Below are 12,650 nucleotides of genomic sequence, written 5' to 3'. Positions count from 1 at the left end.
GCTTTAGCGGCTATGACGACATTGTTGAGCAGTGTTCCATCGCATGGAATAGCTTCATAGAGAATAAAGAAAGGGTGAGTAAATTGTGCTCCAGACGATGGGCAATACTGACCAGTTAATTAATATAAATAGTATAAAATAATGCAACAGTGGTTTTCAGTGAGTTTAGGTGATGCTTTACTCGCGCAGGCGAAGTTATCGATGCTTGAGCAATATTTATCAGATTGCTATGAACAAGCTGAAAAATCGCCGAATATGTCAGCGTTATATCGACATGAGTCAACAGGAGTGCACTGTCATGTGAGTGTGTTTTTAACTGCGCCGTTGCAGCAAAGGGCCAAATTAGATAATGCTGTAGCGTGCCATAAAATAAATACGGATAATATGAGTTACTTAGCTGGGTATAACGTTTTGCCTAATATGGACTTTTAATAAAGGAATAGCGTAGGTTTGATGCAACCTAAATACGGCGCTTTGAGTGTTTTGATGATTGTTTGCTGCTATTGATATCTAATGATGTAAATATCTAATGATGTAGATATCTATGCTGACTACATCATTAGGTAGAGAGTGACATAATAAATAAGCGACACAATAAAAAAACGCGCCGAGGCGCATTTTTAGCTCAAGACAGCTGCTATAGCAGCCGTTTTAAACCGTGCTTAAAAGTTTGCAGTACGTGGAGCACGTGGGAATGGAATAACATCACGAATGTTGTTAACGCCAGTCACATAAGACACTAAGCGCTCAAACCCTAGACCAAAACCAGCATGTGGCACTGTGCCATAACGGCGAAGGTCGCGATACCACCAGTAATCTTCTTTGCTTAAACCCATCTCTTCAAGGCGTGCATCGAGCATGTCTAAACGTTCTTCACGTTGAGACCCCCCGATGATTTCACCAATGCCTGGGGCTAATACGTCCATAGCAGCAACAGTTTTACCATCTTCGTTTAAGCGCATGTAGAAGGCTTTAATGTCTTTCGGGTAGTTTTTAACAACTACTGGCGCTTTAAAGTGTTCTTCAGCTAAGTAACGCTCATGCTCAGAAGACAAATCAATCCCCCAAGACACTGGGAATTCAAAGGTTTTGCCACATTTCTGTAAAATCTCAACGGCTTCGGTGTAATCTACTTGCGCAAAATCGCTTGATACGAAAGATTGCAGACGTTCGATGACGGTTTTATCAACGTGTTGATTGAAAAACTCTAAATCGTCCATGCGCTCAGCTAATACTGCCTTAAAGGCATACTTGAGCATAGCTTCAGCTAAACCGGCGATATCGTTTAGGGTAGCGAAAGCGACTTCAGGTTCAACCATCCAAAATTCAGCTAAGTGGCGGCTGGTGTTTGAGTTTTCTGCACGGAAAGTCGGGCCAAAAGTATAGATTTTTGACAGTGCACTGGCGTAGGTTTCGCCATTTAGCTGGCCTGATACGGTTAAGAAAGCCTCTTTACCAAAAAAGTCTTTGTCGTAATCGACTTTGCCATCGCTAGTTCGAGGCAGGTTTTCCATATCTAAGGTCGATACGCGGAACATTTCACCAGCGCCTTCAGTATCTGATGCGGTAATCAGTGGCGTAGATACCCAAATAAAGCCTTCTTCGTGGTAGAAACGGTGAATCGCTTGCGATAAACAGTTACGCACACGGGCCACGGCGCCAATCAAGTTAGTGCGTGGACGCAAGTGCGCCAATTCACGTAAATGTTCAACCGAATGACGCTTAGCGGCCATTGGGTAAGTGTCTGGATCGTCCACCCAACCCGCGACTTCAAGTGCGGTGACTTGCAGTTCAAATGCTTGGCCAGCGCCTGGAGATTCAACCACAGCGCCCGTCATCACGACAGAGCAACCAGCAGTGAGCTTTAATACTTCGTTGTCGTAATTATCTAAGCTATTGGGCACGACACCTTGGATAGGATTAAAGCAGGAGCCATCATAAACAGCTAAAAAAGAGATGCCGGCTTTAGAGTCACGACGAGTTCTAACCCAGCCACGTACAGTGACTATTGAACCGACGGCGTGCTCACCTTTAAATACAGATGCGACAGATGCGATGCTCATTGTTACTTAATTCTCCAACGAAACGTTTTATATGAAAATTTTGGAGGTTTATATTACCTTGCTGGTGGCTTTTCTCAAGCTGAAAAAGGTATCCTGAGTCTAATAATATCGATATTTAATGATTAAAGTGTGTCAAACGGTGGGAGGTGGTATGCGCAAGACCAGAATATTTCAAATAATCCTCGCGACCTTATCCATTTTAGGCTGGGCAATTGCCGTCTATGCATTATTGGTTTTTGGTGAGGCGAGGCCAGATCGTGAGGTCGGCGCCTATTTGGCCCGTGGCGCCACGTTCAGATTGGATTGGGACCCACATGAAACTCAATTACTGGTGTATCTAATTTGGGCTTGTGGTGCGATAAGTTTGATCAGCTTGGCATTTAACTATTATGTGGCGCATCACAGTAAATTAGGATTTTGGTTTAACATCCCTATGCTACTGCTCACCTCTGTGGTTGCGGGTTTGTATGTGCATTTGATGATTTAAATTGGAATTTATCTGCATGTAGCCAGCATCAAATGAAGTCGGCTGGGATACTCAATTGACGACATAAGTGGTCAATGATGGCAGCGGTAGCGCCCCAAATAAATCGTTGTTGATAGGGCATAACATGCACACTGTAATAATGCCCTTGCCGTAAAAAGAATTTTTGATGGCGATGACTAGGGTCAATAAAAAAGCTTAAAGGCACAGTAAAACAATCGGCGACTTCACCGGGGTCGAGCTTCAAAACGAAGGTTTGTTTGACAATGCCGACCACGGGTGTTATTTCAAACCCAGTAAAGGTATTATAGGGCGGAAATGTACCCAAAACGTCCACGTTATTCCTTGATAACCCAATTTCTTCTTCTGCTTCTCGCAATGCGGCCGCAATGGCATTGACATCCTCCGGCTCTATTTTTCCGCCAGGAAAGCTGACCTGCCCAGGGTGAGCGCGTAGATGCATGGGTCTTTGGGTTAAAATAAGATGCAATTCTCCGCCAATATCTTGCAGTGCAATTAAGACTGCAGCTTTGCGTAACCCAATATGTGGGAAGGCTGCGGGATCTTGCAGGGCTAAAGAATGCAAATTAAATCTGAGTCTAAACTCTGCAATTTCCATCGATATTTCCGTTAATTATGGCGTATTAACACTTAAGGGGCTTTATAAGCCTTTGCCCAGCAAAGGTAAAATCTGGCTTACTTTGTCAAAGCTTTCTTGGTACTCAGCATCTACATTCGAGTCGGCTACAATACCGCCGCCCGCCCAGCAATAAAGTTTACCGCCCTCGGCGATTAGTGTGCGAATGGTGATACTGGTATCCATTTGCCCATCTTGGCTTAAATATCCCATAGAACCACAATATAAACTTCGCCGCGACGGTTCCAGCTCTTCGATAATTTCCATGGCGCGAATTTTCGGTGCACCGGTAATTGAACCGCCAGGGAACGCTGCGCGCAGTAAATCACTGGCACAGTATTTAGCATCTAGCTTAGCCGTCACTGTGCTAACAAGGTGATGCACAGCGGGAAAGCTTTCAATCTGAAATAGATGCGGTACACGTACCGAACCTGCGGCTGCCACTTTACCAATATCATTACGCAGTAAATCGACAATCATCACGTTTTCGGCGCGATCCTTTGGCGAACAGGCAAGGGTGTTGGCGGCTTGAATATCAAGCTCAAGATCACTATGGCGCGGCAAGGTGCCTTTGATGGGTTTGGTTTGAATATCAACGCCGCGAAGTTGAATAAAACGCTCAGGTGAAATCGATAAAATCGCATTTTGCGGTAAGCGCATAAAGGCCGAGAAGGGCGCTTTATTGGCATTACGCAGTTGGCAATACGCTAGCCATTCATCGCCATGATAACCAGCTTCAAATCTTTGGGTTAAATTTATTTGATAGCAATCGCCGCTGTGCAAATAGGCTTGTACTGCGTTAAATTTGTCCGTGTATTGGGCTTTATTGATTTGAGTAACCCATGGACTGGTAAGTGTAAATGTGGCGGAATTTCGCTTTTTAACTATTTTTGCTTGAATATTTTTCAACTCAATTTCAAGGGCTGCTTCCCCTAAATAATGCAGCAAATGCCAACATTGAGCTTGGTAATCAAAAACCAGCGCCCAGTCATAAAAGCCAATATTCATCTCTGGCAGCTGTATATCTTGCTTTGCCGTTGCTGGCAGAGATTCAATACGGCGGCCTAAATCGTAGCTAAAGCTGCCCATGGCGCCGCCACTAAAGGGCAGATTACATTCAAAAGATTTTGCATACCAATGGCTTAATAAAGTGTTGAGCAGGTCGAAGGGATCACGGTTTGGCTCTATTGCCTCGGGTATGCTCAAGTTTTTATCGATAAGCTTGATATCGCTTTGCTCGCCTTGAGTGACTAACGTGGCGATGGGATTGGCGCAAATAATATCGAACCTGGCGTCTTGATGCGGCGCGTTCGCTGAATCCAACAGGATTGCCCAAGTGTCACCAGCAAAGTGTTCAAAAAGTGCCGTGGTGCTTAATGTCCAGTCAAGTTGGCGTGATGCAAGCTGTGTTGACGCCCTAATTGCCATCGATTAACCCTATCTAAAATGTGATGTAGCCCAAAAAGATGTGAAAGAGTATCATATTGACCCAGAAAGAATTAAACAAAAACAAGTCAGGCCACATAGGCTGCTGGAGCGCTCCTACTATGTCAACTCACCATAAAACTTCTGAAAACGCTGTGATTAAACAAGCCGACTTTATTGAAAGTGTGGCAGATGCCCTGCAATACATCTCTTATTACCATCCAAAGGATTTTGTCGATGCCATGAGCGCAGCTTATGAGCGTGAGCAAAGTGCTGCGGCAAAGGATGCAATTGCGCAAATTTTAATTAACTCACGTATGTCGGCCGAAGGTAAACGTCCTTTGTGCCAAGATACGGGAATTGTGACTGCTTTTGTTAAAGTAGGCATGGCTGTTCAATGGGACAAAACCGATATGACCATTCAGGAAATGGTCGACGAAGGTGTTCGTCGTGCTTATACCAATCCTGATAACCCATTACGTGCATCGATTGTGTCAGATCCTGCCGGTAGCCGTAAAAATACCAAAGATAACACGCCGTCTGTGGTGCATATCGATATGGTGCAAGGCAATCACATTGAAGTTGCCATTGCGGCCAAAGGAGGCGGCAGTGAAAACAAAGCAAAAATGGCAATGTTAAACCCATCAGACGATGTTGCCGCTTGGGTTGAAAAAACGTTGCCAACGATGGGCGCGGGTTGGTGTCCACCGGGCATGCTTGGCATCGGTATTGGTGGCACGGCAGAAAAAGCCGCTGTATTAGCCAAAGAAGCACTGATGGAAAGCGTTGATATCCATGAGTTAATTGCTCGCGGCGCCCAAACTACCGAAGAAAAGTTGCGTTTAGATATTTTTGAGCGTGCTAACAATTTAGGTATTGGTGCTCAGGGACTTGGCGGTTTAACCACAGTGTTAGATGTTAAAATCAAATCGGCGCCAACCCATGCGGCCTCAAAGCCTGTGGTAATGATCCCTAACTGCGCGGCTACTCGCCACGTGCACTTTCATTTAGACGGCTCAGGCCCCGCTGATTTAACGCCGCCATCACTGGCAGATTGGCCAGAAATTACCCGTGAAGTGGGTGATGATGTGCGCCGCGTTAACTTAGATACTGTTACGCAAGCGGATATCGAACAGTGGCAGAGCGGTGAAACCATTCTGCTGAGCGGTAAAATGCTCACTGGTCGCGATGCTGCCCATAAGCGCATTCAAAGTCTGATTGAAAGTGGCGAAGGTCTGCCAGAAGGCGTGGACTTTACGGGTAAGTTTATCTACTACGTTGGCCCAGTTGACCCAGTTGGCAGCGAAGTTGTGGGTCCTGCGGGCCCAACAACCGCAACCCGTATGGATAAATTCACTGACTTAATGTTAGAAAAAACCGGCCTAATGGGCATGATAGGTAAAGCTGAGCGCGGCCCTGCGACGGTTGAGTCTATCAAAAAGCACAAAGCGGTTTATCTGATGGCAGTTGGCGGCGCGGCGTATTTAGTGTCTAAAGCGATTAAACATTCGCGCGTAGTGGCCTTTGCTGATTTAGGCATGGAAGCGATTTACGAGTTTGATGTGCAAGATATGCCAGTGACTGTAGCAGTGGATTCAAATGGCGTTAATGCCCACGAAACCGGTCCAGCCATTTGGAAAGTCAATATCGCTAACGCTAAAGCGAAAGCCTAAGCCATAGTGCTCGGTAGGCTTTAGTCAGTTGAGTAAGGCGGTTTTTAAAGCATTTTGCTTTAATTTATGCAGTGATATCTGTAGGTGTGCTGAATAAATGCGCTACTGACATTTTGTCACAAAAAAATACGCTCAGGTTTGCCATTTGGCTTGCTTGAGCGTTTTTGTTTCGATAGTGTGGCAAGCTTATCTTCGAAAGATACGATTTAAGATCGTTTTTAACATGCGTTTGATTGCGACGACTACAACAATAGCAATGACGGATGCAACTCTCGAACCTGTTTAACAAAAGACGGATATAACAATGAAAATAGCTCCTCTCCTACTGGCACTTGGCGCCGCAGGATTAACGTTATCAGCTCATGCGGCCGATCCAACGCCTTTTACTGTGCAGCAGTTGCTTAAACTCAATAAAATGCATTCTGCGACAGTGTCCCACGATGGCACTAAATTAGTTTATGGTCTTAAAACGGTAAACGATAAAGGAGAGGGCAGTTCTGATCTGTATCTATTGGATTTGACTGACACCAAAGCAAAGCCGCTGCAATTAACCTCGGCTGCAGGCACTGAACATGATGTCAGTTTTGCCACCGACGACAAATCGATTTATTTCCTTGCAAGTCGTAATGGTTCAAGCCAACTATTTCAATTGCCACTTACTGGCGGTGAAGCGGTGCAAGCTTCTGACTTACCACTGGATATTGATGGTTACAAATTATCAAACGATGGTAAACAAGTTGTGCTCAGTATGCGCGTATTCCCTGAGTGCAAAGATTTAGCCTGCTCAAAGACTAAATTTACCGCAGAATCTGAGCGTAAATCGACAGGGCGTGAATACAAACAGTTAATGGTTCGCCATTGGGATACTTGGGGAGATCATGCCCGTAACCACTTATTTGTTGGCGCACTTAATGGTGAAAAACTTACTCAGGTTGTAGATGTCACTCAAGGGTTAGACACTGAAACGCCGCCAAAACCTTTCTCAGGCATGGAAGAAGTAACCTTCACTCCAGACGGTAAATTTATTGTTTATAGCGCCAAAGCGCCAAGCAAAGATCAAGCTTGGACCACAAACTATGATTTGTGGCAAGTGCCGGTCACGGGCGGCGTCGCCACTAATTTAACTCCAGACAATCTCGCATGGGATGCACAGCCAACGTTTTCGAGCGATGGTCGTTATATGGCCTACTTAGCGATGAAGAAGCCAGGTTTTGAAGCCGATCGTTACGGCATTATGCTGCGCGATACGAGCACTGGCCAAACTAAAGAAGTGGCGCCATTGTGGGATCGCAGCCCAAGTTCACTGATGTTTGCTCCGGACAACCGTACTTTATATGTGACGGCACAGGACTTGGGCCAAGTATCTATTTTCCAAGTTAATACCCAATTTGGTGATGTGCGATCAGTCTATAGTGATGGTACCAATAGCTTACTCGCGGTCACTAACGATGAACTGATTTTTGACAATAAAACCTTAGTTGAGCCGGGCGATCTCTACAGTATCACCACCGATGGTGAAGGCCTTAAGCGATTGACCGAAGTGAACAAAGACAAATTGGCCGAAATCAAGTTCGGTAAGTTTGAACAGTTCAGCTTTAAGGGTTGGAATAACGAAGACGTTTATGGTTACTGGATCAAACCGGCTAACTTCCAAGAAGGAAAAAAATACCCGATTGCCTACTTAGTGCATGGCGGCCCGCAGGGTTCATTTGGTAATGCCTTTAGTGGTCGTTGGAACGCGCAGTTATGGGCGGGAGCGGGTTATGGCGTGGTGATGGTAGATTTCCACGGTTCTACTGGTTACGGCCAAGCCTTTACCGATTCGATTACTCACGATTGGGGCGGTAAACCTTTAGAGGATTTGCAAAAAGGCCTAGCGGCTGTGAGTCAACAACAAAAATGGCTTGACCCGCAAAATGCCTGTGCACTTGGTGGTTCTTACGGCGGCTACATGATGAACTGGATCCAAGGCAATTGGAGCGACGGTTTTAAGTGTCTTGTTGATCACGCGGGTCTGTTCGATATGCGCTCTATGTACCATGTGACCGAAGAGTTATGGTTCGCTGAGCACGAATTTGGCGGTACTTACTCAGATAACAAAGCGTTATATGAAAAGTTTAACCCAGTGAATTATGTTGAAAACTGGAAAACGCCTATGTTGGTTATCCATGGTGAAAAGGATTTCCGAGTCCCTTATGATCAAGGTTTAGCTGCATTTAGCTTTATGCAGCGTAAAGGTATTCCATCGGAATTATTGATTTTCCCAGATGAAAACCACTGGATCTTAAAACCTGAAAACTTAGAACAGTGGTACGCTAATGTCTTAGGTTGGATGGACCGCTGGACTAAGCAATGATAGTTGTAGCAGTAATAGACACCGCACTCGCCCTGATTGATGATTTATCACGGGCGCTGCGTTTAAAGGGTTAAGTGCAATTAAAAGTTTTTAAATCAAGTGTCTTAAAAAGCCAGGACTCTGTTCTGGCTTTTTATTGTGTTTTATAAACAGGATGTCAGCGTATTTTAATACTGTTCTGGCTTTAAGCTAAGTGCACTTGTTTACCACAGCAACACGATCTAACTTTATTCAGTCAAATAGAACTAAAAAATAGAGGAAACATGGCAAATTTAACGTTTTATCCCATCGGCACCGCAGGCGAAAAATGGGGCGAAGCTGAAAAAGCCGCATGGCTTGCAAGCACTCAAATCAAGCGTTCATATCAAGATGATGTCGTGACGCCACTAAAGGCAATGCAAGATGAGTTGTCAGCCCTTGGGCTTGGCATAGTGCAATATGGCGCTTTATCGATTAATGCAGAGCGTTACCCATTGCTGGCGGTAAAGAGCCTACAGTTTGACTCGCAAAAACCAACGGTATTAGTGACAGGCGGCGTGCACGGTTACGAGACTAGCGGTGTTCATGGCGCATTGGCCTTTTTAACTAACGAAGCGTTGAATTATGTGCAACAGGTCAATTTAGTGGTTGCCGTGTGCGTGAGCCCTTGGGGATATGAGACTATTAACCGTTGGAACCCAAAAGCGATTGATCCAAATCGCTCGTTCTACGCCAATAGCCCAGCTGAAGAATCGGCGGCCTTAATGGCATTAGTCGCTTCAGTTGAACAAGGTTTTGATGTGCATGTGGATTTACATGAAACCACCGACTCAGATGAATCGGAGTTTCGACCAGCATTGTCTGCTCGCGATGGTACTGAGTATGAAAAAGGCACTATTCCAGATGGTTTTTATGTAGTGGGTGATACCGAAAACTCAATTGATGCCTTCCAAAAAGCTATTATTGATGGTGTAAGCAAAGTCACCCACATTGCCCCTGCCGATGAAAAAGGCGAGATTATTGGCTCGACTGTGGTGCAACATGGCGTGATTAACTATCCACTTAAGTCATTAGGGCTTTGCAGTAGCGTGACGGGTTGTATCTATAACACAACTACAGAGGTGTACCCTGATAGCTCAACAGCCACGCCTGCCGAATGTAATCTGGCCCAAGTTGCGGCTATTACTAGCGCCATCGATTATGTGCTGGCGCAGCGTTAGTTGGTTTATGACTTAGTGATTGGCGGTTAATTGATTTATTGATGATTTATCTATAATTTAAATATGCAATAAAAAGCCCTCACTTGAGGGCTTTGTCATTTATGTCGCATCGATTTTGCTTAGCTCGCGCTTAGCACACATATGGACGATTACTTAGTGTTGTCGCTATAGTCACGGCCATAATAGCTATCGAGGAACAGTTGTTTCAGCTCGTTAATCAATGGGTAACGTGGGTTGGCACCGGTACATTGATCATCAAACGCATCTTCGGCTAATTCATCTAACTTGGCGAGGAAATCGGCTTCGTTGACGCCGGCTTCTTGGATAGAAGCAGGAATGCCAATCGTCTTTTTGAGGTGTGTGATTTTCTCAAGCAATTTTTCGACTTTTTGTTCATCCGTTTTTCCGCCTAGTTTCAAGTGATCTGCGATAGCAGCATAACGACACAGGGCTTTTGGCCTGTCGTATTGGCTAAAGGCCGCTTGCTTAGTGGGCAGATCCGTTGCGTTAAAGCGTATGACGTTGTTGATCAGCAACGCATTGGCTAAGCCGTGGGCGAGATGGAACTCGGCGCCCAATTTGTGCGCCATTGAGTGGCAAATCCCGAGGAAAGCATTAGCAAAGGCGATACCTGCAATGGTGGCGCCATTGTGGACTTTTTCACGGGCGACAGGCGATTGCGAGCCTAAATTGTAGGCATCAGGTAAATATTTGCACAGTAAATCGAGGGCTTGCAGGGCTTGGCCGTCGCTGTATTCGTTCGCCATCACGCTGACATAGGCTTCCAATGCGTGGGTCACCGCATCGATACCACCAAAGGCGGTGAGCGATTTAGGCATGTCCATCACTAGATTTGGGTCAACAATTGCCATGTTGGGCGTGAGTTGATAATCGGCAATCGGGTATTTTTTACCGGTTACTTCGTCGGTCACTACGGCAAAAGGTGTGACTTCTGAACCGGTTCCTGAAGTGGTAGGAATCGCCACCATCATGGCTTTAGTGCCCATTTTAGGGAATTTGTAAATACGTTTGCGGATGTCCATAAAACGCATCGCTAAATCGGCAAAATCAACGTCTGGATGTTCGTACATCACCCAAATAATTTTAGCCGCATCCATGGGAGAACCACCGCCTAATGCAATAATCACATCAGGTTTAAAGCTCTGCGCAACCTTAGCGCCTTGGCGCACTATGGCTAAGGTAGGGTCGGCTTCAACATCATAAAAAATCTCAGTTTCAAGGCCTTGAGCTTTTAAAATGCGTATGGTTTCGTCGCAATAACCGTGGTTGAACAAAAATCTGTCGGTGATGATTAAAGCGCGTTTTTTATCGCTCAGTTCTTCAAGCGCAATAGGTAAACTGCCGCGGCGGAAGTAGATAGATGCAGGAAGCTTGTGCCACAACATGTTTTCGGCCCTCTTAGCGACGGTTTTTTTGTTGATTAAATGACTCGGACCAACGTTTTCTGAAATCGAGTTACCGCCCCAAGAACCACAGCCTAATGTGAGCGATGGCGCCAGTTTAAAGTTGTACAGATCGCCAATACCGCCCTGTGAGGCAGGCGTGTTGATCAAAATACGCGCTGTTTTCATTCTAAAACCAAAGGCATGCACACGTTCGGTTTGGGTATCTTGGTCAGTATAAAGTCCTGATGTGTGGCCAATACCGCCCAGCGCCACTAAGGCTTCGGCTTTGTCCATCGCATCGTTAAAGTCGATAGCGCGGTACATGCCAAGTAGCGGTGATAGTTTTTCATGGGCGAAGGCTTCGCTGTCGCTAATATCAGCGACTTCACCAATTAACACCTTAGTCCAGTGCGGCACCTCAAAGCCCGCCATTTGTGCAATATTGGCAGCACTTTGGCCAACGATATCGGCATTTAAGCCGCCATTTTTTAAAATGACGTTCTGCATTGCCGCGGTTTCATCCTTCGATAGCATGTAGCCACCGTGGGAGATAAAGCGCTCTTTTACTTGCTCATAAATACTGTCAACCACAATCACGGCTTGTTCTGACGCACAAACAACGCCGTTATCGAAGGTTTTCGACATGAGAATCGAACTGACCGCGCGTTTGATATCAGCGGTTTCATCAATAACAATGGGCGTATTACCCGCACCTACACCGATGGCAGGCTTGCCAGAAGAGTAGGCGGCTTTCACCATGCCAGGTCCACCGGTTGCAAGAATTAAATTAACCTTAGGATGCGTCATTAATTGGTTCGATAGCGCGACACTGGGTTCATCAATCCAGCCAATAATGTCTTTGGGAGCGCCGGCAGCAATCGCAGCATCCAGCACCAGTTTTGCGGCGGTGGTGGTTGAGGTTTTAGCTCTTGGGTGAGGCGAAAAAATAATCGCATTCCGGGTTTTAAGGCTAATCAGTGCTTTAAATATCGCGGTCGATGTCGGGTTCGTGGTAGGCACGATACCGCAGATGATGCCTACGGGTTCAGCAATGGTAATAGTACCGAAGGTCACATCCTCAGATAAAATCCCGCAGGTTTTTTCATCTTTATACTTGTTATAAATATACTCAGAAGCAAAGTGGTTTTTAATCACTTTATCTTCAACAACACCCATGCGGGTTTCTGCAGCGGCCATTTTAGCCAGCGAAATCCGCGCATCGGCAGCCGCGAGGGCTGCTGCACGAAAAATTTTATCAACTTGCGCTTGGCTGAACGTCGCATACTCGGCCTGTGCTTTGGCCACACGTTCGACCATGAGGTCTAGTTCTTGTGCATTTGTCACTGTCATGATTAACACTCCTAAAAAGATTTAGTGAATAGGCGTATTCACTAAATCCTCTTTGAT

9 protein-coding genes and 1 pseudogene are annotated in these 12,650 nt (G+C 45.6%); 6 read left to right on the top strand and 4 right to left on the bottom strand.

Annotation, left to right across the window (positions count from 1 at the left end; all coding sequences use genetic code 11):
* Together L2717_RS07585 and L2717_RS07580 are read left to right on the top strand one after the other, a co-directional pair.
* Positions 1-119: pseudogene (locus L2717_RS07585) on the top strand (IS630 family transposase); the annotation flags it as partial.
* Positions 120-141: 22 nt separating this feature from the next.
* Complete coding sequence (locus L2717_RS07580) at positions 142-432, top strand: hypothetical protein (RefSeq protein WP_248938019.1); 291 nt, start codon at positions 142-144, stop codon at positions 430-432.
* A gap of 230 nt (positions 433-662) precedes the next feature.
* Here the strand turns inward: L2717_RS07580 and asnS are convergent, their stop codons facing one another.
* Entirely contained in the window at positions 663-2,063 is a 1,401-nt protein-coding gene (gene asnS / locus L2717_RS07575) for an asparagine--tRNA ligase (RefSeq protein ID WP_220773435.1), read from the bottom strand.
* A 151-nt stretch (positions 2,064-2,214) separates the two neighbouring features.
* On the opposite strand from asnS, the gene L2717_RS07570 reads away from it, so the two are divergent.
* On the top strand, positions 2,215-2,550 hold the full coding sequence (locus tag L2717_RS07570) for a hypothetical protein (protein WP_220773436.1): 336 nt from the start codon (positions 2,215-2,217) through the stop codon (positions 2,548-2,550).
* Between the two features lie 28 nt (positions 2,551-2,578).
* Here the strand turns inward: L2717_RS07570 and L2717_RS07565 are convergent, their stop codons facing one another.
* Entirely contained in the window at positions 2,579-3,166 is a 588-nt protein-coding gene (locus tag L2717_RS07565; protein ID WP_220773437.1) for a CoA pyrophosphatase, read from the bottom strand.
* A 42-nt stretch (positions 3,167-3,208) separates the two neighbouring features.
* Complete coding sequence (gene pabB, locus L2717_RS07560; RefSeq protein ID WP_220773438.1) at positions 3,209-4,612, bottom strand: aminodeoxychorismate synthase component I; 1,404 nt, start codon at positions 4,610-4,612, stop codon at positions 3,209-3,211.
* Positions 4,613-4,731: 119 nt separating this feature from the next.
* Here pabB and L2717_RS07555 point away from each other — a divergent pair, with 119 nt between their 5' ends.
* The 3 genes from L2717_RS07555 (at position 4,732) to L2717_RS07545 (ending at position 9,837) form a co-directional block, all read left to right on the top strand.
* Positions 4,732-6,282, top strand: coding sequence for a fumarate hydratase (locus tag L2717_RS07555; protein ID WP_220773439.1), 1,551 nt, complete (start codon positions 4,732-4,734; stop codon positions 6,280-6,282).
* A gap of 304 nt (positions 6,283-6,586) precedes the next feature.
* A complete protein-coding gene (locus L2717_RS07550; protein ID WP_220773440.1) occupies positions 6,587-8,638 on the top strand; it encodes an alpha/beta hydrolase family protein in 2,052 nt (683 codons plus the stop codon).
* A gap of 263 nt (positions 8,639-8,901) precedes the next feature.
* On the top strand, positions 8,902-9,837 hold the full coding sequence (locus L2717_RS07545; RefSeq protein ID WP_220773441.1) for a M14 family metallopeptidase: 936 nt from the start codon (positions 8,902-8,904) through the stop codon (positions 9,835-9,837).
* Positions 9,838-9,986: 149 nt separating this feature from the next.
* On the opposite strand, the gene adhE is transcribed toward L2717_RS07545, so the two are convergent.
* Entirely contained in the window at positions 9,987-12,593 is a 2,607-nt protein-coding gene (gene adhE / locus L2717_RS07540; RefSeq protein WP_220773442.1) for a bifunctional acetaldehyde-CoA/alcohol dehydrogenase, read from the bottom strand.
* Between the last annotated feature and the right edge of the window lie 57 nt (positions 12,594-12,650).

The sequence above is a fragment of the Shewanella glacialipiscicola genome, from assembly GCF_023283485.1.
Taxonomy (GTDB): domain Bacteria; phylum Pseudomonadota; class Gammaproteobacteria; order Enterobacterales; family Shewanellaceae; genus Shewanella; species Shewanella glacialipiscicola.
Note: the sequence above shows the minus strand (reverse complement) of the source record. Positions and strands in the feature narration are given on the sequence as shown.